This window comes from Agromyces sp. GXQ0307 (assembly GCF_044769845.1).
Classification (GTDB): domain Bacteria; phylum Actinomycetota; class Actinomycetes; order Actinomycetales; family Microbacteriaceae; genus Agromyces.
Window position 1 is genome coordinate 263,355 of the sequence record NZ_JBIZVY010000003.1, and the last position, 21,872, is coordinate 285,226.

Annotated in this window: 25 protein-coding genes; 13 read left to right on the top strand and 12 right to left on the bottom strand. The window is 71.8% G+C overall.

Annotated features, from left to right (window positions below; genetic code table 11):
- Positions 1-3 precede the first annotated feature (3 nt).
- Entirely contained in the window at positions 4-1,314 is a 1,311-nt protein-coding gene (locus tag ACIQH8_RS11265; RefSeq protein WP_400998522.1) for a D-alanyl-D-alanine carboxypeptidase family protein, read from the bottom strand.
- 23 nt (positions 1,315-1,337) lie between these two features.
- The gene (locus ACIQH8_RS11270) at positions 1,338-2,135 is read right to left on the bottom strand and encodes a TrmH family RNA methyltransferase (RefSeq protein WP_400998525.1); all 798 of its coding nucleotides are present in this window, start codon (positions 2,133-2,135) and stop codon (positions 1,338-1,340) included.
- A 149-nt stretch (positions 2,136-2,284) separates the two neighbouring features.
- Here ACIQH8_RS11270 and ACIQH8_RS11275 point away from each other — a divergent pair, with 149 nt between their 5' ends.
- Positions 2,285-3,064: a Sir2 family NAD-dependent protein deacetylase gene (locus ACIQH8_RS11275; protein ID WP_400999802.1), complete on the top strand. Its 780-nt coding sequence runs from the start codon at positions 2,285-2,287 to the stop codon at positions 3,062-3,064.
- Positions 3,065-3,120: 56 nt separating this feature from the next.
- Here the strand turns inward: ACIQH8_RS11275 and ACIQH8_RS11280 are convergent, their stop codons facing one another.
- Together ACIQH8_RS11280 and ACIQH8_RS11285 are read right to left on the bottom strand one after the other, a co-directional pair.
- A complete protein-coding gene (locus ACIQH8_RS11280; protein WP_400998528.1) occupies positions 3,121-4,221 on the bottom strand; it encodes a glycosyltransferase family 4 protein in 1,101 nt (366 codons plus the stop codon).
- Positions 4,218-5,126, bottom strand: coding sequence for an alpha/beta fold hydrolase (locus ACIQH8_RS11285; protein ID WP_400998531.1), 909 nt, complete (start codon positions 5,124-5,126; stop codon positions 4,218-4,220). The genes ACIQH8_RS11280 and ACIQH8_RS11285 overlap by 4 nt, the downstream gene beginning before the upstream one ends.
- 61 nt (positions 5,127-5,187) lie before the next feature.
- On the opposite strand from ACIQH8_RS11285, the gene ACIQH8_RS11290 reads away from it, so the two are divergent.
- Both ACIQH8_RS11290 and ACIQH8_RS11295 read left to right on the top strand, forming a co-directional pair.
- Positions 5,188-5,889 carry an exonuclease domain-containing protein gene (locus tag ACIQH8_RS11290; RefSeq protein ID WP_400998534.1) on the top strand — a complete coding sequence of 234 codons (702 nt, stop codon included), beginning with the start codon at positions 5,188-5,190 and terminating at the stop codon, positions 5,887-5,889.
- 53 nt (positions 5,890-5,942) lie between these two features.
- Positions 5,943-6,425 carry a hypothetical protein gene (locus tag ACIQH8_RS11295; RefSeq protein WP_400998537.1) on the top strand — a complete coding sequence of 161 codons (483 nt, stop codon included), beginning with the start codon at positions 5,943-5,945 and terminating at the stop codon, positions 6,423-6,425.
- Between the two features lie 57 nt (positions 6,426-6,482).
- Here the strand turns inward: ACIQH8_RS11295 and ACIQH8_RS11300 are convergent, their stop codons facing one another.
- From ACIQH8_RS11300 to glgA, 3 genes are all read right to left on the bottom strand, one after another.
- Positions 6,483-6,731: a type B 50S ribosomal protein L31 gene (locus ACIQH8_RS11300; protein WP_129233276.1), complete on the bottom strand. Its 249-nt coding sequence runs from the start codon at positions 6,729-6,731 to the stop codon at positions 6,483-6,485.
- A 108-nt stretch (positions 6,732-6,839) separates the two neighbouring features.
- Positions 6,840-7,628, bottom strand: coding sequence for an ABC transporter ATP-binding protein (locus tag ACIQH8_RS11305; RefSeq protein ID WP_400998540.1), 789 nt, complete (start codon positions 7,626-7,628; stop codon positions 6,840-6,842).
- A 51-nt stretch (positions 7,629-7,679) separates the two neighbouring features.
- A complete protein-coding gene (gene glgA / locus ACIQH8_RS11310; RefSeq protein WP_400998543.1) occupies positions 7,680-8,870 on the bottom strand; it encodes a glycogen synthase in 1,191 nt (396 codons plus the stop codon).
- A 78-nt stretch (positions 8,871-8,948) separates the two neighbouring features.
- Between glgA and glgC the strand changes: the two genes are divergently transcribed.
- The 3 genes from glgC to ACIQH8_RS11325 all read left to right on the top strand — a co-directional run bounded on the left by glgC (position 8,949) and on the right by ACIQH8_RS11325 (position 11,894).
- Positions 8,949-10,196, top strand: coding sequence for a glucose-1-phosphate adenylyltransferase (gene glgC, locus ACIQH8_RS11315; RefSeq protein ID WP_400998545.1), 1,248 nt, complete (start codon positions 8,949-8,951; stop codon positions 10,194-10,196).
- On the top strand, positions 10,193-10,855 hold the full coding sequence (serB, locus tag ACIQH8_RS11320) for a phosphoserine phosphatase SerB (RefSeq protein WP_400998548.1): 663 nt from the start codon (positions 10,193-10,195) through the stop codon (positions 10,853-10,855). Before glgC ends, serB begins: the two co-directional genes overlap by 4 nt.
- Positions 10,856-10,937: 82 nt before the next feature.
- The gene (locus ACIQH8_RS11325) at positions 10,938-11,894 is read left to right on the top strand and encodes an SMP-30/gluconolactonase/LRE family protein (protein ID WP_400998551.1); all 957 of its coding nucleotides are present in this window, start codon (positions 10,938-10,940) and stop codon (positions 11,892-11,894) included.
- Between the two features lie 9 nt (positions 11,895-11,903).
- On the opposite strand, the gene ACIQH8_RS11330 is transcribed toward ACIQH8_RS11325, so the two are convergent.
- On the bottom strand, positions 11,904-12,614 hold the full coding sequence (locus ACIQH8_RS11330; protein ID WP_400998555.1) for a beta-ketoacyl-ACP reductase: 711 nt from the start codon (positions 12,612-12,614) through the stop codon (positions 11,904-11,906).
- A gap of 187 nt (positions 12,615-12,801) precedes the next feature.
- Here ACIQH8_RS11330 and ACIQH8_RS11335 point away from each other — a divergent pair, with 187 nt between their 5' ends.
- The 3 genes from ACIQH8_RS11335 to ACIQH8_RS11345 are packed head-to-tail and all read left to right on the top strand — an operon-like array spanning position 12,802 to position 14,398.
- Entirely contained in the window at positions 12,802-13,224 is a 423-nt protein-coding gene (locus ACIQH8_RS11335) for a DUF3099 domain-containing protein (RefSeq protein ID WP_400998558.1), read from the top strand.
- Positions 13,224-13,493 carry a hypothetical protein gene (locus tag ACIQH8_RS11340; RefSeq protein ID WP_400999804.1) on the top strand — a complete coding sequence of 90 codons (270 nt, stop codon included), beginning with the start codon at positions 13,224-13,226 and terminating at the stop codon, positions 13,491-13,493. The genes ACIQH8_RS11335 and ACIQH8_RS11340 overlap by 1 nt, the downstream gene beginning before the upstream one ends.
- Positions 13,490-14,398, top strand: coding sequence for an SURF1 family protein (locus ACIQH8_RS11345; protein ID WP_400998561.1), 909 nt, complete (start codon positions 13,490-13,492; stop codon positions 14,396-14,398). The genes ACIQH8_RS11340 and ACIQH8_RS11345 overlap by 4 nt, the downstream gene beginning before the upstream one ends.
- Here ACIQH8_RS11345 and ACIQH8_RS11350 read toward each other — a convergent pair.
- Positions 14,395-14,763: a DUF2200 domain-containing protein gene (locus ACIQH8_RS11350; RefSeq protein ID WP_400998564.1), complete on the bottom strand. Its 369-nt coding sequence runs from the start codon at positions 14,761-14,763 to the stop codon at positions 14,395-14,397. The two genes, ACIQH8_RS11345 and ACIQH8_RS11350, sit on opposite strands and share 4 nt — an antisense overlap.
- Before the next feature lie 119 nt (positions 14,764-14,882).
- Between ACIQH8_RS11350 and ACIQH8_RS11355 the strand changes: the two genes are divergently transcribed.
- Positions 14,883-15,590: a 4a-hydroxytetrahydrobiopterin dehydratase gene (locus tag ACIQH8_RS11355; protein ID WP_400998567.1), complete on the top strand. Its 708-nt coding sequence runs from the start codon at positions 14,883-14,885 to the stop codon at positions 15,588-15,590.
- Positions 15,591-15,639: 49 nt separating this feature from the next.
- Here the strand turns inward: ACIQH8_RS11355 and ACIQH8_RS11360 are convergent, their stop codons facing one another.
- Positions 15,640-17,238 carry an ABC-F family ATP-binding cassette domain-containing protein gene (locus ACIQH8_RS11360; RefSeq protein WP_400999806.1) on the bottom strand — a complete coding sequence of 533 codons (1,599 nt, stop codon included), beginning with the start codon at positions 17,236-17,238 and terminating at the stop codon, positions 15,640-15,642.
- Between the two features lie 111 nt (positions 17,239-17,349).
- On the opposite strand from ACIQH8_RS11360, the gene ACIQH8_RS11365 reads away from it, so the two are divergent.
- Positions 17,350-18,468 (top strand): winged helix DNA-binding domain-containing protein, encoded by a 1,119-nt coding sequence (locus ACIQH8_RS11365; RefSeq protein WP_400998570.1) that lies wholly within the window; start codon positions 17,350-17,352, stop codon positions 18,466-18,468.
- A 109-nt stretch (positions 18,469-18,577) separates the two neighbouring features.
- On the opposite strand, the gene ACIQH8_RS11370 is transcribed toward ACIQH8_RS11365, so the two are convergent.
- Complete coding sequence (locus ACIQH8_RS11370) at positions 18,578-19,144, bottom strand: YceI family protein (RefSeq protein ID WP_400998573.1); 567 nt, start codon at positions 19,142-19,144, stop codon at positions 18,578-18,580.
- Between the two features lie 75 nt (positions 19,145-19,219).
- On the bottom strand, positions 19,220-20,404 hold the full coding sequence (locus ACIQH8_RS11375; protein WP_400998575.1) for a glycoside hydrolase family 3 N-terminal domain-containing protein: 1,185 nt from the start codon (positions 20,402-20,404) through the stop codon (positions 19,220-19,222).
- 63 nt (positions 20,405-20,467) lie between these two features.
- On the opposite strand from ACIQH8_RS11375, the gene ACIQH8_RS11380 reads away from it, so the two are divergent.
- Positions 20,468-21,292 (top strand): oxygenase MpaB family protein, encoded by an 825-nt coding sequence (locus tag ACIQH8_RS11380; protein ID WP_400998577.1) that lies wholly within the window; start codon positions 20,468-20,470, stop codon positions 21,290-21,292.
- A 13-nt stretch (positions 21,293-21,305) separates the two neighbouring features.
- Positions 21,306-21,800 (top strand): Lrp/AsnC family transcriptional regulator, encoded by a 495-nt coding sequence (locus ACIQH8_RS11385; RefSeq protein ID WP_400998579.1) that lies wholly within the window; start codon positions 21,306-21,308, stop codon positions 21,798-21,800.
- Positions 21,801-21,872: the final 72 nt, after the last annotated feature.

The following is a 21,872-nucleotide window of genomic DNA, read 5'->3' on the forward strand; positions in this document are numbered from 1 at the left end:
CCCTCAGCCCGGGTGCGGGGCGTCGGCGATGACGCCCTCGTCGAGCGCGCCCGGGTTCGACAGGCGCCACCAGGCGCCCGGATCCTCGAGCGCGCCGTCGACGACGAGCGGGATCTCGATCACCTGCGAACCGGCGGTCACCGTGGCCACGCCGACCTCGTCGCCGTCGTCGACGAGGCGGAGGGGTTCGGCCTGCACCGCGACGTCGACGGGGGTGTCCGACCAGACGACGACCGTCGCACCCTCGGTCGCGCGTGCCTCGGCCGTGTCGCCCCACGGCGTCGCGTACGCCGCGAGCGGACGACCGGCCTCGAGGGCGAGGACCTCGTGGAAGCCGGGGCCGATCGAATCGACGAGTCCCGCGACGGCCTCGCGCACGAGCGCGTGCGTGTCGCCGCCCAGCACGACGCCGACCAGTGTGACGGAGGTCTCACCCACCGCCACGTCGGCGGAGAACAGCAGGTTCGCCGCGTCATCCGTCGTGCCGGTCTTGATGCCGTCGATGCCGTGCGTCCCGAGCAGCCTGTTGGAGTTCGACAGCCTCCCGAGTTCGGGGATGTCGACCGACTGGGTCGCCACGATCTCGGCGAGGGTCGGGTTCTCCAGCGCGATCTCGCCGAGGCGGACGAGATCGGACGCGGTGCTGACGTCGTCGAGCGAGAGCCCGCTGGTGTCGACGACGCGGGTCTCGGCGAGCCCGTGGTCGGCGAGCCAGGCCGTCGCGCGCTCGAGGTAGGCGTCGACCGAGCCGAACGCCCAGTTCGCGAGCGAGATGCTGTAGTTGTTGCCCGAGGGCAGCATCATCGCTTCGAGGCTCTCCTTGAGCGAGAGCTCGGAGCCGGCCACGACGGGCGCGACCGACCCGTTCTGCGCGACCATGTCCCAGTAGATGTCGACGTCCGCGTCGGTGTACGCGATCTGCGGGCCGCCCTCGCCCTCGGCGATGGGGTGCTCCTCGAGCACGACGAGCGCCGTGATCACCTTCGCGATGCTCGCCATCGGCATCGGCGAGTCCTCGCCGCCCGCTGCCATGAGGCCGTCGAAGCCGACCGCGCCGACCGCCCACGTGCCGAAGCCGGGCTGGTCGACGGCCTGCGCGTCTGCGGCGACGGGCGCGGGGTCGTCGATCGCGGGCGCCGCGACCGGAATCGGCGCGCCGAGCGCCGATGACGTGTAGATCCCGCCGCCGACGAACAGGGCGAGCAGGACGGCGAGAATGCCGACCGCGACGATCCGCCGTCGCCGGTACACCGCGGCCGACGGTTTCGTGGGTCGCGTCGGGGTGGGCCTGGCCGGGTCGAGCGTGGGAGACATCCGTTGCAGGATACCCAGCGGACCTATGCGAGCGCGTACAGCGCCACGGCCGCAGCGGCCGCGACGTTCAGCGAGTCGACGCCGCGCGCCATCGGGATCGTGACGATCGTGTCGGCCGCGGCGAGCGCCTGTCGCGAGAGCCCGTCGCCCTCGGCGCCGAGCACGAGCGCGAGCCGCTCGGGCGGGTCGGCCGCGAGCTCGCGGAGCGTGACGGCGTCGTCGGCCAGCGCGAGCGCAGCGACCGTGAACCCGTGCGCGGTCAGCAGCTCGCGGGACTCGGCCCACTCGGGGAGCCGCGTCCACGGCACCTGGAAGACGGTGCCCATGCTGACGCGCACGCTCCGGCGGTAGAGCGGGTCGGCGCAACGCGGGGTGACGAGGACGGCGTCGGCGCCGAGCGCGGCGACCGAGCGGAGGATCGCGCCGACGTTGGTGTGGTCGACGATGTCCTCGAGGATGACGACCCGTCGGGCGTCGGCCAGGAGGTCCGCCGGGTCGCGCAGCTCGGGGCGTTCGAACGCCGCGAGCGCGCCGCGGTGGACGCGGTAGCCCGTGATCGCCTCGAGGCCGGCGGGGTCGGCGAGGTGCACGGGGATGTCGAACGGTGCGAGGTGCGGTTCGAGGTCGGCGAGCCACTTCTCCTCCATGAGCACCGAGCGCGGCGTGCACCCGGCGGCGATCGCGCGCCGGATGACCTTCGCCGACTCGGCGATGAACACGCCGCGCTCGGGCTCGGTGATGCTGCGCAGGGCGACATCCGTCAGGCGGGCGTAGTCGGCGACCGCGTCGGATGCCGCGTCGGTGACGTGTTCGATGCGCACGAGGTCCTCCCGATCGGGGGCTCATCCGGAAACATTCCGGAAAAGCCGCACGTCTAGAATCGCACCACCGTCGAAGGGAGACGCGCGTGGTCACAGGGATCGAGGCTCCGGCGCCGTCCGACGTGCTGCTCGACGAGGCGATCCGTCTCATGCGCGGGTCGCGCGTGGCGGTGCTCACGGGCGCGGGCGTGAGCACCGACTCCGGGATCCCCGACTACCGCGGCGAGGGCGCGCCCGTGCGCACGCCGATGACGGTGCAGACGTTCCTCGCGTCCGAGACGGCGCGCAAGCGCTACTGGGCGGGCAGCCACCTCGGCTGGCGGACCTTCGGCACGGCGCAGCCGAACGACGGTCACCGCGCGCTCGCGCGACTCGAGGCGTCCGGCGTGGTGTCCGGGGTGGTGACGCAGAACGTCGACGGCCTGCACCGGCGCGCGGGCAGCTCGCACGTCGTCGAGCTCCACGGTGCATCCGACCGCGTGCTGTGCCTGACGTGCGGACAGGTGTTCGCCAGGCAGTCGATCGCCGACCGGCTGGCCGAGCTGAATCCGCACATCGACCTCGATGTCGCGATCCGGCCCGCGCCCGACGGCGACGTCGAGGTCGACGACGTGGAGTCCATGGCGATCCCGGCGTGCACGGTGTGCGGGGGCACGTTGAAGCCCGACGTGGTGTTCTTCGGCGAGTTCGTGCCGACGCCGGTCTACCGGCAGGCGGCGGCGCTCGTGCAACGTGCAGACGTGCTGCTCGTGGCCGGGTCCTCGCTCGTGGTCAACTCGGGCGTGCGCCTGCTCGAGATCGCCCGGCGCCGCCGGGTGCCGATCGTGGTCGTCAACCGCGGCATCACGAAGGGCGACAGTCGCGCGACGGTGAAGCTCGAGGCGGGCGCGACCGAGACGCTCACGGCGATGGCGGCAGCGCTCGCGTGATCACGCGCCCGTGACCCGCGCGAGCGCAGGGACGGGCACCGGGGCAGCGACGCCGCTCAGCGCCGGCGACGCGAGTGCGCCGCGCGCCGATTGGTGCCGCCGACCTCGGTGAGCACCTCGAGCAGGCGTTCGGCCGAGGCGCTCCACGTGAACCGCTTCGCGACGTCGACGGATGCCGCGGAGCGGCGCTCCCACTCCCCCGGCGCGTCGAGCGAGGTGATCGCGCGAGCCGCGGCATCCGCGTCGTCGACGTCGAAGTAGGTCGCCGCCTCGCCGCCGATCTCGCGGAAGATGGGGATGTCGCTCACGACCACGGGCGTGCCGAGCCGCATGGCCTCGACGAGCGGGATGCCGAAGCCCTCGGCCTTCGACGCGGTCACGAGCGCCGTCGCACCGGAGAGCACGCTCGCGTACTCGTCGTCGGTGGCGCCGTCGTGGAAGACGAGTCGCGCCTCGGGCGCGAGGCGCGTGAGGCGTCGACGCTGCTCGTCGCTCACGCGGCTCATGAGGTGCAGTTCGTGGTCGGGCAGCTGTGCGACCGCGCGCACGAGCGTCTCGACGCCCTTGTACGACATGAACGAGCCCATGTACACGAGCCGGCCGCCCTCGGGTCGGACGCGCGGCAGGTCGGGCGAGCCGATCTCGTCGGCGGCGTTCTGCACGACGGTGAGCGGCCGCTTCGTGAGGCGGTGCTTCCGGATGAGGCCGGCGCTCGTCTCGGACACGGTGACGACCGCGTCGGCCCGGTTCAGGAGCATCCGCTGCGGCCACCACATGAGGTGGTAGAGGCGCCACAGCACGCGCACGAAGGCGGGCAGGTCGCGCGGGGGCGTCCGGTTCTCGTAGTAGATGAGGTCGTGCAGGGTGAGCACGAGCCCGTAGTCGCGCCCCCACGAGCCCATGGTCTGCATCGGCGAGAACACGACGTCGGGCCGGAGCTTCCGGACCTGGCGGGCGACCCACGGTTCGCGCACGCTCGTCGGACCGCTGACGAGCTCCCACGGCAGGGCGGGCAGCTTGTCGAGCTGCCGGTGGTCGCTGATCAGCATGGTGAGCGGATGCCGCTTCGCGAGCTCGGCGACGATGCCCGCGGTGAACCGGCTGATGCCGTCGTGGTGGTCGATCCGCACGTACCGGCAGTCGACGAGGAGCCTCACGCCCGCTCACCCTCGACGAACACGCGGATATGCCCCGCGGCCTCGCCGGGAGTCTCGTAGTGGACCAGGTGGCCGACGTCGGGGATCACGGCGAGCGTCGCGTCCGCGAACAGCGGATGGAGGCGGTACTGGGCCTCGATGGGCGTGACGTCGTCCTCCTCGGCCACGACGAGCAGCGTCGGGGTCGCGATCGCGGGCGCGTACTCGCGCACGTCGTGCCCGACGGACGCCTCGAAGGCCTGCAGCACGGCGTCGCGATCGTCGAACGCGGAGAAGTACCGGTCGTGCTGGTCGTGGATGAACCGGCGGAGCCCGGGATCGCGGGTCTTCGCCATCGTGACGCTCATGACGCGGACGATGGCGCGGTTGCGCAGCAGCGCGAAGCCGGCGCGCTCGGGGAGCGCGGCGGCCGCACGGTAGTAGGCGACGGCGAGCCGGGTCATGATCGCGCGCGGCCCCTCGAGGGCGGGTGCGCCGATCGGGTTGACCAGGATCAGCCGATCGGGCGCGAGACCGGACGCCACGGCCGCGCTCGTGACGATCGAGCCGAACGAGTGGCCGAGCAGGGTCCAGGCGCCGGCGTTCGCCGCGGCATCCGCCACCCCGGTCTCGGCGACGAAGGCGACGAGCCAGTCGGCGTAGGCGTCGATGTCGTGCGGCCGGCCGGCGAACGTCGAGGACGCGCCGAAGCCGGGCAGGTCGGGGATGATCACGCGGTAGCCGGGGAGCTTCGCCACGATCGGCTCGAGGCCGTGGTGGTCGCCTCGGAAGCCGTGCACGGCGACGATGACGGGGGCGTCCTCCGGTCCGTACTCCCACCATGCGGTCTCGCTGCCCGTGACGAGGGCGCGGTGCTCGCGGACGGGGATCCGCTCGAGGTCGACGGCGTACGGTGAGGCGATCATCCCCAGCATCCTACGGCGCGCCACCTGAGCGCTGTCGGAGGCCGCGGATACCGTGACGGGCATGGAGCACTCCCCCGTCGCATCCTGGGCCGACACCCTCGCGGTGTTCGACCTCGAGACCACCGGCATCGACATCGACACGTGCCGTATCGTCACCGCCCACGTCGGCGTGATCGGGGCGGATGGCGCGGTGCTCGAGCAACGCGAGTGGCTCGTCGATCCCGGAGTCGAGATCCCCACGGCGGCGAGCCTGATCCACGGGGTGACGACCGAACGCGCGCGCCTCGAGGGGCAGGCGGCCGCGACGGCGGTCGCCGAGATCATCGACGCCCTGCGGGATGCCGCGGGTCGCGGCCACCCGATCGTCGCGTACAACGCGGCCTACGACCTCTCGGTGCTGCACCGCGAGGCCGAGCGGTACGGGCACGAGGCCTTCCGCGGTCCGGGGTTCGTGATCGACCCGCTCGTCATCGACAAGGCCGTCGATCGCTTCCGGCGCGGCAAGCGCACGCTCACGGCGGCGTGCGAGCACTACGGCGTCGAGCTGATCGCGGCGCACGACGCGGGTGCCGACGCGATCGCGGCCGGCCGGGTGGCGCAGGCCATCGCGCGAGCCTTCCCCGAGCTCGCGGCGACCGCGATCGCCGAACTGCACGCCAGCCAGGTCGACTGGTCGCGCGAGCAGGCCGAGAGCTACCAGGAGTGGCGCCGGATGAACGGCGAACCCGAGTTCACGAGCTCGGGGGCCTGGCCCCTCCGCTGAGCTCGGGCCGGAAGTCCGTCGCGCCGCAGCGCACGACGTGGGAGTCTTGACCCATGTCGGAACGGCTCCCGCTACGGTCGGCGACGGACGCGCTCGTCGAGTCGAGCGCCCTCTGGATCCTCGGCGACAGCCCGCCGGGCTTCCTCGTCGACGCCGCCGTCGAGGCGACCGTCGCCGGGCTCGACTCGGCGGCGCTCCACGAACTCGCCGGGATGTCCGACGCCGACTCGCCGTGGGAGCTCCGCGAGGCGCTCGGTCGCGCCCTCTCCGAACTCGGCGCGCGCGTCCCCGACCCCCGGGACCCGGGCACGCTGCAGCTCGCGCTGCGCGAGCTCGCCGCGCAGTTCCTGCACGAGCGCATCTCGATCCGCGAACTCGTGGACCGCGCTCGGTCGGTGATCGACGAGGGCACGGGCACGCCCGACGAGGCCGCGGCGCTCCTCGCGGCCGGTGCGGCGCTGGACGCCGGTCGCATCACGGCGCATCAGGCGCAGCTCGACGCGCTGGACTGGGCAGCGGGCCTCACCCGGGCATGACCCGGGTACGACGAAGGGGCGGGCGACCGATGTCGCCCGCCCCTGTCGTGGAGCGTCTTACGCGCCGAAGCCCTTGAAGCGCTTGTTGAACTTCTCGACACGGCCGGCCGAGTCCATGATGCGCTGCTTGCCCGTGTAGAACGGGTGCGAGGCCGAGGAGATCTCGACGTCGATCACCGGGTAGGTCTCGCCGTCGAGCTCGATGGTCTTGTCGCTGGTCACCGTCGAGCGGGTGAGGAACGTCTCGCCCGAGGCGAGGTCGCGGAAGACGACGGCGTTGTACTCGGGGTGGATGTCGGTCTTCATGAGAATCCTTGCTTGATCGGATGTTGGGGTCGCCCCGCCTCGAGGGCAGGGAAGTGTGTCGGCCTTTGGCCAAAACACGATTCTAGCAGAGACGCGCGTCTCGGCGTGTCACCGCGCGGCGCGTGCCGTGTACCGGCCGTCGCGCTCGGTGAGCTCGATCGGCATGCCGAACGTCTCGCTGAGGGTCTCGGACGTGAGCGCCTCGGCGATCGGCCCGGCCGCGCGGATCGCTCCGTCGGCGAGGAGCAGCGCGTGCGTGAAGCCCTCGGGGATCTCCTCGACGTGGTGGGTCACCATGACGATCGCGGGCGACGACTTCGAGGACGCGTAGCCGCCGAGGAGCGCCACGAGTTCTTCTCGGGCGCCCAGGTCGAGGCTCGCGGCCGGCTCGTCGAGGAGCAGGAGTTCGGGGTCGGTCATGACCGAGCGGGCGATCTGCACGCGCTTCTGCTCACCGTCGGAGAGGCTGCCGAAGCGGCGCTCGGCGAAGCCGTCGAGTCCCCACTCCTTGAGCACGCGCTGCGCGCGTCGGTCGTCGATCGACTCGTACTCCTCGTTCCAGCGACCCGTGACCGAGTACGCCGCGGTGAGGACGGTGTTCAGCACGCTCTCGTTCCGCGGGATGAGCCGGGCCATCGCCGTGGAGGCGAAGCCGATCATCGGGCGCAGCTCGAACACGTCGACCTTGCCGAGCGCCTCCTGCAGCACCTCGACCGATCCCTTGGTGGGGTGCATCGCGGCGGCGGCGATCTGCAGCAGCGTGGTCTTGCCCGCGCCGTTCGGCCCGAGGATCACCCACCGCTCGTCGGATGCCACGTTCCAGTCGATGCCGTCGAGGATCGTGTTGCCATCGCGAACCACCGACACATGCTGGAACTGCAGAACCGTAGACGCCATGGTCTCCAGCCTAGTGGGACGCGACGCGCCGCCCCACGCACGCGGACGGCGTCACCGGCCGCTGAGCACGCGCTCGTACAGCGCCCGGGTCTCGGCCGCGATCGCACCCCACGCGAAGTGCTCCTCCGCACGTCGGCGGCCCGCCGCGCCCATCTCCCGTGCACGGCCCGGGTCGGCGACGACGCGTTCGAGCGCCGCGGCGAGGTCGGCGACGAAGCGGTCGGGATCCAGTGGGGTGCCCGTGCCGTCGTCGTGCTGTTCGATGGGCACGAGCACGCCCGTGACGCCGTCGTCGACGACCTCGGGGATGCCGCCGGTCGCCGTGCCGACGACGGCGGCTCCGCACGCCATCGCCTCGAGGTTCACGATTCCGAGCGGTTCGTACACGGACGGGCACACGAAGCACGTCGCCGCGGTGAGGAGCGCCGTGAGCTCGCCCCGAGGCAGGTGGCGGTCGATCCAGACGACGCCTCGGCGGGTGGCGGCGAGCTCGTCGACGAGTCCCAACACCTCGGCCATGATCTCCGGGGTGTCGGGGGCCCCGGCGCAGAGCACGAGCTGCACGTCGTCGGGCAGCGAGCGCGCCGCGCGCAGCAGGTACGGCAGGCCCTTCTGCCGCGTGATGCGGCCGACGAAGACGATCGACGGACGATCGGGGTCGAGCCCGAGCGACCGCGCGAGGTCGGGGTCGTCGTTCGCGTGCCAGTCGGTGAGGTCGATGCCGTTGTAGACGACCGACACCCTCGCCGGGTCGATGTCGGGGTAGGAACGCAGGATGTCGCGCCGCATGCCGTCGCTCACCGCGATCACCGCGTCGGCGTCCTCGAACGCCGTGCGCTCCACCCAGCTCGACACGCGGTAGCCGCCGCCGAGCTGCTCGGCCTTCCACGGCCGGAGGGGCTCGAGACTGTGCGCGGTCACGACGTGCGGCATGCCGTGCAGCGCCTTGGCGGTGAAGCCGGCGAAGTTCGCATACCAGGTGTGGGAGTGCACGAGGTCGGCACCCGCGGCATCCTGCGCCATCAGCAGGTCGACCCCCATGGTCGACAGGGCCGCGTTCGCGCCCGCGAACTCGGCCGGTGTCGGATACGCCGTGGTGCCCGCCTCCTCGCGGAGAGCACCGAAGCAGCGGACCTGGACGTCGATGTCGCGGCGGAGCGCGCGGACGAGTTCGGCGACGTGCACGCCGGCCCCTCCGTAGATCTCGGGCGGGTATTCGCGCGTGAGCAGGTCGACTCGCATGCGGCAACGTTAGCCCCAGTCGGACACGGGCCGTCAACCACCTGTCATCAGCGGTGTCCGGCTGACTACGCTGGGCACATGGCTACGCGGAAGATCTTCGGAATCGTGCTCGCGGGCGGCGAGGGCAAGCGCCTCATGCCCCTGACCGAGGATCGTGCCAAGCCGGCGGTGCCGTTCGGCGGTCAGTACCGTCTGATCGACTTCGCGCTCTCGAACCTCATCAACTCGGGGCTCCAGCAGATCGTGGTGCTGACCCAGTACAAGTCGCACAGTCTCGACCGGCACGTGTCGCAGACCTGGCGCCTCGACGGCATGCTCGGCTCGTACGTGGCGTCGGTGCCGGCGCAGCAGCGCCTCGGCAAGCGCTGGTTCTCCGGTTCGGCCGACGCGATCCTGCAGAGCCTCAACCTGATCTACGACGAGCAGCCCGACATCATCGTGGTGGTCGGCGCCGACCACGTCTACCGCATGGACTTCAGCCAGATGATCCAGGCGCACATCGACTCGGGCGCCGAGGCGACGGTCGCGGCCATCCGCCAGCCGATCTCGCTCGCGAACCAGTTCGGCGTCATCGAGGTCGACGCGAAGTCGCCGGAGCGCATCCACCGCTTCCTCGAGAAGCCGAGCGATCCGGAGGGGCTGCCCGACTCCCCCGGCGAGGTGCTCGCCTCGATGGGCAACTACGTCTTCAACGCCGACGCGCTGATCGACGCCGTGCTCCGCGACGGCGAGCGCACCGACTCCAGTCACGACATGGGCGGCGACATCATCCCCGCGTTCGTCTCGCAGGGCAAGGCCGGCGTGTACGACCTCAAGGGCAACGACGTGCCCGGCTCGACCGACCGGGACCGCTACTACTGGCGCGACGTGGGAACGATCGACTCGTTCTTCGAGGCCCACCAGGACCTGATCTCCGTCCTCCCGGTGTTCAACCTGTACAACCAGGAGTGGCCGATCTTCAGTCAGCAGGTGAACTCGCCGCCGGCGAAGTTCACGCGCGACGCGCGAGGTTCGCTCGGTACCGTGATCGACTCGATCGTCTCGCTCGGCTCCGTCATCTCGGGCGCGCACGTCGAGCGCAGCGTGCTCGGCCCGTGGGCGATCGTCGGCTCGGGCGCCAACGTGTCCGACTCGATCCTGTTCGACCGGGCCCGCATCGAGGCGGGCGCCACGGTGCGCCGCGCCATCCTCGACAAGGAGGTCGTCGTCGAAGCCGGAGCGCACATCGGCGTCGACCGTGCGGAGGACCGTGCGCGCGGCTTCGTCGTGACCGACAGCGGCATCACCGTCGTGGGCAAGGGATCCCACGTGAAGAAGAACGCGTGACCCGCGGCACCGCCGCCCGCTCCGGCGGTCTCCTCGTCGTGCTCGACGCCGACTCGACGCTGATCCGCGAGGAGGCGATCGAACTGCTCGCCGAGGCGGCCGGCAGCCTCGAGCATGTCGCCACGGTCACCGAGCGCGCCATGCGCGGCGAACTCGACTTCGCGGCGAGCCTGCGCGAGCGCGTGGCGACGCTCGCCGGCCTCCCGGTCGCCGAGGTGATCGCTGCGCGCGACCGTCTGACACCCACGCCCGGTGTGCAGGAGCTCATCGACGGCGTGCACGCCGCGGGCGGCCGGCTCGGCGTCGTCTCCGGCGGCTTCCACGAACTGCTCGACCCGCTCGCCGAGCGGCTGGGGCTCGACTTCTGCCGGGCGAACCGGCTCGAGGTCGACGGCGATCGGCTCACCGGCCGGGTGCTCGGTGACATCGTCGACGCCGAGGCGAAGCGGCGCTCGCTCGAGGAGTGGGCGGCGGCGTCCGGAACTCCGCTCTCGCGGACGATCGCCGTCGGCGACGGCGCGAACGACCTCCGCATGCTCGACCGCGCCGCACTCGGCGTCGCGTTCTGCGCGAAGCCCGTCGTGCGGGCGCAGGCGGATGTCGCGATCGACCACGTCGACCTCAGCGGCGTGCTGGCGCTCGCGGGCCTCCGCGGCTGATCGATCCCCATCGGAACGCCCCGGGCTGGAAGTCCCATCCGAATCGCTCGCGGCGCGCCCGCGATGTGCCTAGCCTGACCGCATGACCAGCCGCAACGTCGCACGCTCGTCCGCCGTCGGCGCATTCGCCGCCCTCCTCGTCACCGCCGTCGCCGCACCGGCGACGGCCCTTCCGCCCGCAGGGGCACCGGGCGGTGGTGCGGCCGAATCGGTCATCGAGCTCCCCGACGGGTTCCAGCCGGAGGGCATCGCGATCGAACCGGGCGGCACCGCGTACTTCGGATCGCTCGCCGACGGCGACATCTACGCCGCCGACCTGCGCACCGGCGTCGGCGAGATCATCAGCGAGGGGCCGGGCACGCCATCCGTCGGCCTCGACCTCGATGCGATGGGACGCCTGTTCGTCGCGGGCGGTGACGCCGGCGATGCCCGGGTGATCGACCCGGCGACGGGCGAGGTGCTGGCGTCCTACCTGCTCGCCGGCGGATCGGGGTTCATCAACGACGTCGTGGTGACGCGGGATGCCGCGTGGTTCACGAACAGCTTCGCCGCGGAGCTCTACCGGCTCCCGCTCGATCCGGGGGGCGCCCTTCCCGATCCCTCCGTGGTCGAGACGGTGCCGCTGACCGGCGACTGGGTGCAGCAGGGCTTCTTCAACGCCAACGGCATCGTGGCCACGCCCGATGGGGCGGCGCTGCTCGTCATCCAGAGCTCGACCGCGACGCTCTACCACGTCGATCCGGCGACCGGCGAGGCGACGGCGGTGGACCTCGGCGGGACGACGCTGCCGAACGGCGACGGGATGCTCGTGATCGGCCGGACGCTCTACGTGGTGCAGAATCAGCTCAACCAGGTGGCGGAGATCCGACTCGACCCGTCGGGCACCACCGGCGAACTCGTCGACACGCACACGAGCCCCGAGTTCGACGTGCCGACGACCGTCGACCGGTTCGGGAACGGCCTCTACCTGCCCAATGCGAGGTTCGGCACGCCGCCGACGCCCGACACCGGGTATTCGGCGGTCCGGATCGACCGCTGACGCAGCCGGTCAGTGCCCCATGCCGAGGCCGCCGTCGACCGGGATGACGGCGCCGGAGATGTAGGCTGCGTCGTCGCTCGCGACCCACGCGACGACCTTGGCGACCTCGGACGGCGTCGCGAAGCGGCCCGCCGGGATGCTCTTCCTGTACTCGGCCTGCTGCGCCTCGGGAAGCGCGTCGGTCATGTCGGTCTCGATGAAGCCCGGTGCGATGACGTTGGCGGTGATGTTCCGGGCGCCGAGTTCGCGCGTGATCGAACGCGCCATGCCGACGAGCGCGGCCTTGGACGACGAGTAGTTCACCTGGCCCGCGCCGCCGTAGAGCCCGACGACGCTCGAGATGAGCACGATGCGGCCGAAGCGGGCCTTCAGCATGCCCTTCGAGGCGCGCTTCACGACGCGGAATGCACCCGTGAGGTTGGTGTCGACGACGCTCGTGAACTCTTCCTCGCTCATGCGCATGAGGAGCGTGTCGCGCGTGATGCCCGCGTTCGCCACCACGACCTCGACGGGGCCGAGTTCGTTCTCGATCTCGGTGAACGCCCGGTCGATGGACTCCGCGTCGGTCACGTCGGCGCGAACGGTGAGCGTGCCCGCGGGGCCCTCGCCTGAACGTGCGGTCACGGCCACGCGGTGGCCCTGCGCGACGAACTCCTCGGCGATCGCGTACCCGATCCCCCGGTTGCCTCCGGTCACCAGCACCGTGCGGCTCGTGGTCATGGCGGGACTCCGTCTCTCTCGGGGGCTGTGTCGGTCGACGCGGGATTCCGGCGTGCCCGGCTCGGCGGGTGGGCCGCAGGGGCGCGCGCGAACCGTCCCAGCATAGAGGTTGCCGAGTGCGCGGCATCCGTCGCCCCGACCGGACGTAGGCTTGAGTCGAGGAGCGCCGCAGTCCACGGCGACCACCATGAAGCACCCACCCCTGCAGTCGATCACGTCGCTGCCGCCGTCCCCCGACGACGAGCGCCGCTCGCGCATGATCAAGTACACGGTCATGATGTCGATCCGTGTCGCCTGCATCGTCGCGCTGCTGTTCGTGCAGGGCTGGTGGCTGCTGGTGTTCGCGCTCGGCGCCGTGTTCCTCCCGTACTTCGCGGTCGTCGTGGCGAACGTGGCGACGACTCGGCGGTCGGACGTCGAGAGCCCCGGTGGGCTCGTGCCGCTGCGTCGCGCGGACGGCGGCACGGACTGGACCACGGCGGATGCCGCGGCGGCCTCGCCGTCCACGGAGTCTGCCGGCGACGCCTCGACCGGCGGCCCCGACGCCGAACGCGAGACCGACGCACCGTCGGCGGAGCGCCCGACGGACGACCGGGAGGACGACCGGTGATCGGCCTCTCCTCCGCCGCCCAGCAGGGCGGCTGCTCCCGCGCGGGATGCCGCGAGGGCGCGACCTGGCGCATCGACTGGCGGAACCCGAAGATCCACACGGAGGACCGCGTGAAGACCTGGCTCGCCTGCGACGAGCATGTCGAGTACCTCCGCGACTTCCTCGCCTCGCGCTCGTTCCCGGTCCGGGTGGCGACGTTCGAGTCGACGGATGCCGCCCCCGCGACGCCGCTCGGCGGCAGCGCCCGATCGGATGGTGACGGCGCATGAGCCGCTGGCGCTTCCTCGCCTCGCCACGCTGGGCGGGCTACCTCGCGCTCGTCGTCGTGTTCGCGATCGCGTGCTCGGCGCTCGGCACGTGGCAGCTCAACCGGCGTGCGGAGGCGCTCGCCGAGGTCGCGCGCATCGACGCGAACTACGACGCCGACCCCGTTCCGCTCGCGGAGGCGCTTCCCGACCTCGACGGGTTCGACATCGACCAGCGGTGGCAGGTCGTCTCCGCGACGGGTGAGTACCTTCCGTCGGAGGAGGTCGTCGTGCGCAACCGCCCGTACGGCGGGAGCACGGGATTCGAGGTGATCACCCCGTTCCTCCTCGCCGACGGCACGGTGTTCATGGTCGACCGCGGCTGGATTCCGCAGGACTCCGACGGCCGTCCGTCGGAGGTCGCGGCGCCGCCCGCGGGCGAGGTCGAGATCACGGCGCGCCTGAAGGCGGGCGAGGGCCGGATCGCCGGCCGCACGTCCTCGGGCGCGGAGCTCGCGACGATCGATCTCGACGAGCTCTCCGACCGCGTCGGCGCGCCCGCCTACACGGGCGCCTACGGCATCCTGATCCAGTCGGGCGCCGCCGCGAGCGAGCCGCCCGTCGCGCTGCCCCGGCCGGTGCGCGACGAGGGTCCGCACCTCTCGTACGCGCTGCAGTGGTTCGTGTTCGCGCTGCTCGCGTTCATCGCGCTGGCCTGGTTCGCGAACCAGGAGCGCAAGGTCCTCGAAGCGGATGCCGCGGGCGGCGCCGCAGCGGAGGCCCGCGCCGGGGGCGCGGCCGCGCCATCCGCTCGCCCGACGGACCCGGCCGGCCGGCCGCGTCGGCCGGCGCCGGGACGACGGCCCGCGACGGCGGATCGACGCCGATCGGATGCGGACGTCGAGGACGAGATCCTCGACCGCCGCTAGGCCTTCGCGACCACCGTGCCGCGGAGGATCGACGACATCTTCTTGCCGCGCGCGACCTCGTCGACGAGCTTGTCCATGTAACGGATCTTCTGCATGAGCGGATCCTCGATCTCCTCGACCCGCATGCCGCAGATGACGCCCGTGATGAGCGAGGCGTTCGGGTTCATCGCCGGGGCCTCCGCGAAGAACGCCTCGAGCGTGCGCCCGTCGGAGATCGCCTCGGCGAGTCCGGCCTCGTCGTAGCCGGTGAGCCACGTGATGACCTGGTCGAGCTCGCCTCGTGTGTGGTGCTTGCGCTCGACCTTCTGCACGTACAGCGGGTAGATGCTGCCGAAGCTCATTCCGTAGATGCGGTGTCCGGCCACGCGTGTCTCCTCCGTCGTCGGGTCGATCCCGTCCCTCCAGCCTACGCGGCCCGTCTCCGACCCGTTCGGTGGGCGAGGGCCTCGCTCGGCCGGGCCTGGTGGGAGTATGGTCGGCGAGCATGGACATGCTGAGGGGCCACGAGATCGCCCGAGCCGACCTGACCGACTGGCGGAAGCTCGCCCAGGGACTCCACGCGCGATACCTGATCGCCGACTTCGGCACCGGTGCCCGGTTCGTCGCCGCGATCGGCCAGGCGGGCGATTCGCTCGGACACCACCCGACCGTGACGATCGGCAACGGCCACGTCGATCTCGAACTGGTCAGCGACGACGCCGTCTATCGCGAGGAGGACGGCACCGAACACGTCGTCGAATGGGTGACCCGGAAGGACGTCGACCTCGCACGACGCATCACCGAGATCGCCGCCGATCACGGGCTCGTCGCCGACCCGAGCGCGGTCAGCGTCATCGAGCTGGGCCTCGACACGACCCGGTCGGCGACCATCGCGCCGGTGTGGGCCGCCCTGCTGACCGGCGACGCCGAATCGCAGGGGCTCGGCTCCCCGAGCGACGAGATCCGGGATGCCACCGGGCGGGTTCCGAACCTGTGGTTCGGGGATGCCGACGAGCCCGCGACCACGCGTCAGCGGTTCCACGTGGAGGTCTACGTGGCACCCGAGGTCGCCGAGCAGCGCATCGCCGCTGCCGTCGCGGCCGGTGGGACCGTCGTCGACGACCGCGAGGCGCCATCCCTCACCGTGATCGCCGACCAGGACGGCAACACGGGAGTCGTCTGCATCGACGCCGCGGCCGCATCCCTGGGCTGACGTCCCGTCGAACGGTCCGTATCGCGGCGAGAGCCCGCGTCGGGCCACGCTATGCGAGCTCGATGAGCTCCTGGTACTCGCGGCTCCAGTGGTCTTCGACGCCGTCGGGCATGATGAGCACGCGCTCGGGGTTCAGCGACTCGACCGCGCCGGGGTCGTGCGAGACGAGCACGACGGCGCCCTCGTAGTGGGCGAGCGCATCGAGGATCTCCTCGCGGCTCGCCGGGTCGAGGTTGTTGGTGGGTTCGTCGAGGAGCAGCACGTTCGCCCCCGAGACGACGATGGTCGCGAGCGCGAGGCGGGTCTTCTCGCCGCCGGAGAGCACGCCCGCGGGCTTGTGCACGTCGTCGCCCGTGAAGAGGAACGAGCCGAGCACCTTTCGCGCCTCGGTCTCGGTGAGGTTCGGCGAGGCGCTGACCATGTTCTGCAGCACGGTCCGCGAGACGTCGAGCGTCTCGTGCTCCTGGGCGTAGTAGCCGATCCGGAGTCCGTGGCCGGCGTCGACGACACCGGTGTCGGGCCGGTCGACGCCCGCGAGGATGCGGAGCAGGGTCGTCTTGCCCGCACCGTTCAGCCCGATGATGACGACCTTCGAGCCGCGGTCGATCGCGAGGTCGACGGCGGTGAAGATCTCGAGCGAGCCGTAGCTCTTCGACAGGTCGGCGGCGGTGAGCGGCGTCCGGCCGCAGGGCGCGGGCGTCGGGAAGCGGAGCTTGGCGACGCGATCGACCGCGCGGACCTCCTCGAGCCCCGACAGGAGCTTCTCGGCGCGTGCGACCATCTGGTGCGCGGCCGCGGCCTTCGAGGCCTTCGCGCCGAACTTCGCGGCCTGCTGCCGCAGTGCGTCGGCCTTCTTCTCCGCGTTCGCGCGCTCCTTCTTGCGCCGCTCCTCGTCGGCGGCGCGCTGGCGCAGGTAGTGCTTCCAGCCCATGTTGTACACGTCGATGATCGACCGGTTCGCGTCGAGGTAGAACACGCGGTTCACGACCTCGCCGACGAGTTCGACGTCGTGGCTGATGACGATGACCCCGCCCCTGTAGTTCTTCAGGAACTCGCGGAGCCACACGACGGAATCGGCGTCGAGGTGGTTGGTGGGCTCGTCGAGGATCATGGTGTCGGCATCCGAGAACAGGATGCGCGCGAGCTCGATGCGGCGGCGCTGGCCGCCCGAGAGGGTCTTCAGGGGTTGGTCGAGGATCCGGTCGGGCAGGTTCAGGTTGGACGCGATCGACGCGGCCTCGGCCTCGGCGGCGTACCCGCCGAGCGCCGTGAAGCGGTCGGTGAGCGTGCCGAAGCGCTTCATCGCCTTCTCGGCGACGACCGGATCGGTCGAGCCCATCCTCTCGGACGCCTCGCGCATGCCGACGACGATGGAGCCGAGCCCACGCGCGTCGAGGATGCGGGTGCGCGCCAGCATCTCCGGATCACCCGAGCGGGGGTCCTGCGGCAGGTAGCCGATCTCGCCGGAGCGGTCGATGCGGCCGCCGGTCGGCAGGGTCTCCCCCGCGAGCGTCTTCGTGAGCGTCGTCTTGCCGGCGCCGTTGCGCCCGACGAGTCCGATCTTGTCGCCCGCTGTGACGCGGAAGCTCACATCCTCCATGAGGACGCGCGCGCCGACGCGGATCTCGAGATCGTGGACGGCGAGCACGGTGACCTCCGGGGCCGGGAACGGGATGGGTGGCGTGCCGAGCGGCACAGCCCTCCAGTCTAGCCGGGGCGACGGATGCCTCGTGTCGGCGGTGCGCGGCAGACTGGCCGTATGCCGACCGGTTCGTCCCAGTTCGCGCGCGCGGTGCGCCTGCACTCGCACGGGTTCCGCACGCTCGCCGACGACGCCGTGAGCGTCGTCGAGCGGCTCGGCGCCGTCCAGGCGCAAGACCTCGGTGCGGCGAAGTGGGTGATCGGGGCGCGGATGACGCGGCCCACCGCCGACGCGGTCGACGCGGCGCTCGCCGGGCGGCGCGTCGTGCGATCGTGGCCGATGCGCGGCACGCTGCACATCCTGCCCACGCGGCTGTTGCGTCCGACCCTGCGTCTGACCGCGCCGCGCGTGCTCGCGAACGCACGCCTCCGACACGAGCGGCTTAAGCTCGGCGAGACCGAGTACCGCCTCGCGCGCGACGCCGTCGAGCGCGGGCTCGCGGGCGGCGGCACGGCGACGCGCGACGAGCTCTCCGACCTGTGGCGCGCGGCGGGCATCGAGGCGAACGGCCCCCGCACGTACCACCTCATCTGGTGGCTCGCGCTCGACGGCGTGCTCTGCGGCGGACCGGTCGACGGACGACTCCAGCACTTCGCGCTGCTCGACGAGTGGGCGCCGCCCGGGCCCGATGAGCCCGACTCCGCCGAGCAGACACTCGCCGAACTGTTCACGGCCTACGTCCGCGGGCACGGCCCGGCGACGCTCGCCGACTTCGCGTGGTGGAGCGGGCTGACGCTTCGCGACACGCGCGCGGCGCTCGACGGCGCGGGCGAGCAGGTCGAGCGCTTCGTCGACCGCCCGGCCGACGACGGGCCCGACCGGTATGTCGAGGCCGGTGCGACGGATGCCGCGGCGTCCCGCCCGAGCGGCGCGCTCGCGCTCGCCGGGTTCGATGAGTACTACCTCGGCTACGCCGACCGCTCCCCCGTGTGCGACCCGAAGTTCGGCGATCTCGTGATTCCGGGCGGCAACGGCGTGTTCCAGCCGGTGCTGGTCCTCGACGGGCGCGTGGTCGGCACGTGGAAGCGCACGGGCACTGCGGCGAAGCCGCGTGTCGTACTGCGGTGGTTCGAGCCGCCGACCGAGGCGGCGGCCGCTCGATTCGAGCGGCCGGTCCGGGCGTGGGCGAGGTTCCAGGGCGTCGACCTGCACGGCATCGATTCGACCGTCGTGTGAACGCGCGGCCCGCGCATCGGGCCGCAGATGCGGCCGAGGGGCCGTACCGGCCTCCGCCGAGACGACCCCTCGTCGTGTCATCCGCCCGGCCGAACCGAGCGGCGTGCGATCACTCCTGGACGAGCGCCGCCTGCAGGTCGATGGTGATCGTGACCTGCTCGCCGACCAGCACGCCGCCGGTCTCGAGGGTCGCGTTCCAGGTCAGTCCGAAGTCCTCGCGGTTGATCACGGTCATCGCCGTCGCGCCACCCTTGTAGTTGCCGTACGGGTCGGTGCCGAAGCCGCCGAAGTCGAAGTCGAAGGTGACGGGCTTGGTGACGCCCTTGATGGTCAGGTCGCCGTCCACCTTGAAGTCGCCGTCCTCGACCCGCACGCCCGTCGAGACGAACTCGATCGTCGGGTACTCGTCGGCCTGGAAGAAGTCGTTGGTGCGCAGGTGCGCGTCGCGGTTGGCCTCGTTGGTGTTGATCGACACGACCTCGGCGGTGGCGGTCACGCGCGAGTCCAGCGGGTCCTCGCCGGTCACGAAGGTGGCGTCGAAGCGCTCGAACTTGCCCTTGACCTTGCTGATCATCAGGTGGCGAACGCTGAAGGCCACCTCGCTGTGGGTGGGGTCGACCTTCCAGGTGCCGGCGCGGTAGCCGGGGATCTCGAGGTTCGTCGCGGTCGTCGTCATTCGGGTCTCTCTCCCAGTCGTTGCGTTGACGGGCCGGATGGCCACGGTGAATGCAAACGCATGGACTGGTCGGAACTATTCCCCGTTCTCCGAAGCGAGTTCCCGGCGGAGCTCGAACACGCGAGTCGCCGCCTCCTCGAGCCGCTTCGAGGGGATCCGGCCATCGGCGACCGCGCCAGCGATGGAGGCGGCGAGCCCGTCGACGCTGATGCCGAACTCCGACGGATCGGCCGGCAGCACGTAGAGGAGCAGGTCGCCGCCCGCGGCCACCGCCCGGATCGCGTTCTCCCCCGGGTCCGCGTACTCGGGCAGGCCGTTGTGCTGCAGCATCAGCATGTCGTCGGTCACCAGCACGCCGTCGAAGCCGAGCTCGTCGCGGAGGATCTCGTGCCATGCCGGCGACAGGGACGCGGGCGCGGCGTCCACCGACGGATAGCTGAGGTGACCCGTCATCACGAGTTCCACGTCGGCGTCGACGGCCGCCTCGAAGGGAACGGCCGGCCCCGCACGCCATTCGTCGAGGGTCAGGGGCGCCGACGGCACCGAGACGTGCGAGTCGCCGGGGGCGGCGCCGTGGCCCGGGAAGTGCTTCACCGTGCTCGCGACGGCTCCGCGCTCACCCTCGACGGCTGCGGAGACGTGCGCGGCGGCGGCTTCCGGCGACGTGCCGAGGACGCGGTCGTAGATGAACGAACCCGGATCGTCCGTGACATCCGCCACGATGCCGAAGTTGACGTTCACGCCCGATGCCTCGAGCGCCGCCGCGCGCGCGGCGAACGCGTCGCGCGTCGCCGTGGCCGGCTGGTCGCGGAGTTCGTACGGCGCCGGCGCCGGATCCCAGTCGATGCGGCTGACGATGCCGCCCTCCTGGTCGATGCCGATGAGGGTCGCCGCCTCGGGGTCGGACTGCAGGGCGCTCGTCAGCCCGACGAGTTCGGCCTCGGACCTCGGGATGTTGTCGCCCATGAGGATGACCCCGGCGATGCCCTGGTCGATGAGCTCGCGCATGGCGGCCGGGTCGGTACCCGGCGCGTGCAGCATGAGCAGGGATGCGGCGCGCTCCCGGTCGGTCATGGCCGCCACCCGGTCGGCGGCCCACTCGGCCGGCGTCGGCGGGGTCGGCGTCGGCGTCGGCGATGGCGTCACTGCGGCTTCGCTGGCGGCGGGCGGTGTCGACGCACCCGGGCTCGCGCAGCCGGCGAGCACCGCGGCACCGAGGAGTACTGCGGCGACCGACGACCAACCCGCTCTCAGACGCACGGACGGGAGTCTACGCGGCACGGCTGGATCGACGCCCGCGCGCGCCAGGTGGAGACTGGACGGGTGAGCGACGACCACGATCGCGGCCCGGAACTGGCGGTGCTCCGTCGGCATGCGGCGGATGCCACGCTCATGGCGGGCGGCGCCACGGCGATCCTGCTGCAGCTCGCCGACCCGCGCGTCGCGGCCGGCGTGGCCGGCCACAGCCGGTTCCGCGAGCGCCCCCTCGACCGGCTCGTCGGCACGCACGCGTACCTCACGGCGCTGGTATTCGGCGACGAGCGCGACATCCGTCACGTCTCGCGGATCGTGGACGCCCGGCACGCGGGCGTCCGCGGCGAGGGCGAGCACCCGCATCGCCCCGCCTATGATGCACGCGACGCCGATGCGCAGCGGTGGGTCGCCGCGACGCTGCTGGCCGTCGCGCTCGACCTCGAGGAGCGCCTGAGCGGCTCACGGCTCGACGCGCCGACCGCCGACGCGCTCGTGCGCGGCTATGCGCCGATCGCCGCACGCCTGCAGGGCGGACCGGCCGGGTGGCCCGAGACGAGGGCCGAGTTCGACGCGTGGTGGAACGCCCGGCTGGACGCGCTCGACGTCGGAGACGACGCGCGCACGGTCGCCCGCGACCTGCTCGCCGGGGTCGGCCTTCCGCGGGCGCTGCTCCCACTGATGGTTCCCGTCCGATTGATCACCGCGGGCCTGCTCCCACCGTCGCTTCGCGCCGCGTACGGCATGAACTGGACGCCGCGCATCGAGCGCGCCGCCGGCGGCTGGCTCACCACCATCGCGATCCTCCGGCGCATCGTGCCGGCCGGGGTCCGAGCCATCCCGACGCGGGCATCGCTCCGACGCCTCCGACGTCGCAGCCGCTACGCTGGGCACTGACCTGAGGACGAGGATGACCCAGCACGCACCCCACCACGACGAGCCGCTCGACGCGATCGACCGGCGGATCGTCGCGGAGCTCAGCCGCGACGGCCGGCTCTCGGTTCGCACCCTCGCCGAACGCGTGCACATCTCACGCACCGCCGCCCACAATCGCGTGCTCGCGCTGCAGCAGCGCGGCGTGATCACCGGGTTCGGCGCGCAGATCGACCGCAGGTCGATCGGCCTGAACATCTCGGCGCTCGTCGTGGTTCGCATCGGCGACGTCTCCTGGGAGTCGATCGCCGCGAAGCTCGCCACGCTCCCCTTCGTCGAGAAGGTGCAGGCCGTCTCCGGCGACATCGACATCATCCTCACCGTCAGCGCGCCCGACCACGAGCAGCTCAGCCAGGCGATCCTCCGCGACATCCACGACATGCCCGGCGTCGTCTCGACGCGGTCCCACCTCATCCTCGAGGAGATCGACGGCCGGCCCCCCGCGCAGTCGTTGGACATCTGGCGCTCCTGAAACGCCCACGACGGGACGAACGGTCCGGGTTTCGCCGTTCCCGTGCCGATCGTTCACGGTTGTCCCGCACCC

What these genes read in the sequence shown, in the direction of transcription:
- ACIQH8_RS11265 (WP_400998522.1), bottom strand. Translation starts at nt 1,314, where the DNA reads ATGTCTCCCACGCTCGACCCGGCCAGGCCCACCCCGACGCGACCCACG.
- ACIQH8_RS11275 (WP_400999802.1), top strand. Translation starts at nt 2,285, where the DNA reads ATGCGCGGGTCGCGCGTGGCGGTGCTCACGGGCGCGGGCGTGAGCACC.
- ACIQH8_RS11285 (WP_400998531.1), bottom strand. Translation starts at nt 5,126, where the DNA reads ATGATCGCCTCACCGTACGCCGTCGACCTCGAGCGGATCCCCGTCCGC.
- ACIQH8_RS11290 (WP_400998534.1), top strand. Translation starts at nt 5,188, where the DNA reads ATGGAGCACTCCCCCGTCGCATCCTGGGCCGACACCCTCGCGGTGTTC.
- ACIQH8_RS11295 (WP_400998537.1), top strand. Translation starts at nt 5,943, where the DNA reads ATGTCGGAACGGCTCCCGCTACGGTCGGCGACGGACGCGCTCGTCGAG.
- ACIQH8_RS11300 (WP_129233276.1), bottom strand. Translation starts at nt 6,731, where the DNA reads ATGAAGACCGACATCCACCCCGAGTACAACGCCGTCGTCTTCCGCGAC.
- ACIQH8_RS11305 (WP_400998540.1), bottom strand. Translation starts at nt 7,628, where the DNA reads ATGGCGTCTACGGTTCTGCAGTTCCAGCATGTGTCGGTGGTTCGCGAT.
- glgA (WP_400998543.1), bottom strand. Translation starts at nt 8,870, where the DNA reads ATGCGAGTCGACCTGCTCACGCGCGAATACCCGCCCGAGATCTACGGA.
- glgC (WP_400998545.1), top strand. Translation starts at nt 8,949, where the DNA reads ATGGCTACGCGGAAGATCTTCGGAATCGTGCTCGCGGGCGGCGAGGGC.
- ACIQH8_RS11325 (WP_400998551.1), top strand. Translation starts at nt 10,938, where the DNA reads ATGACCAGCCGCAACGTCGCACGCTCGTCCGCCGTCGGCGCATTCGCC.
- ACIQH8_RS11330 (WP_400998555.1), bottom strand. Translation starts at nt 12,614, where the DNA reads ATGACCACGAGCCGCACGGTGCTGGTGACCGGAGGCAACCGGGGGATC.
- ACIQH8_RS11335 (WP_400998558.1), top strand. Translation starts at nt 12,802, where the DNA reads ATGAAGCACCCACCCCTGCAGTCGATCACGTCGCTGCCGCCGTCCCCC.
- ACIQH8_RS11345 (WP_400998561.1), top strand. Translation starts at nt 13,490, where the DNA reads ATGAGCCGCTGGCGCTTCCTCGCCTCGCCACGCTGGGCGGGCTACCTC.
- ACIQH8_RS11355 (WP_400998567.1), top strand. Translation starts at nt 14,883, where the DNA reads ATGGACATGCTGAGGGGCCACGAGATCGCCCGAGCCGACCTGACCGAC.
- ACIQH8_RS11365 (WP_400998570.1), top strand. Translation starts at nt 17,350, where the DNA reads ATGCCGACCGGTTCGTCCCAGTTCGCGCGCGCGGTGCGCCTGCACTCG.
- ACIQH8_RS11370 (WP_400998573.1), bottom strand. Translation starts at nt 19,144, where the DNA reads ATGACGACGACCGCGACGAACCTCGAGATCCCCGGCTACCGCGCCGGC.
- ACIQH8_RS11385 (WP_400998579.1), top strand. Translation starts at nt 21,306, where the DNA reads ATGACCCAGCACGCACCCCACCACGACGAGCCGCTCGACGCGATCGAC.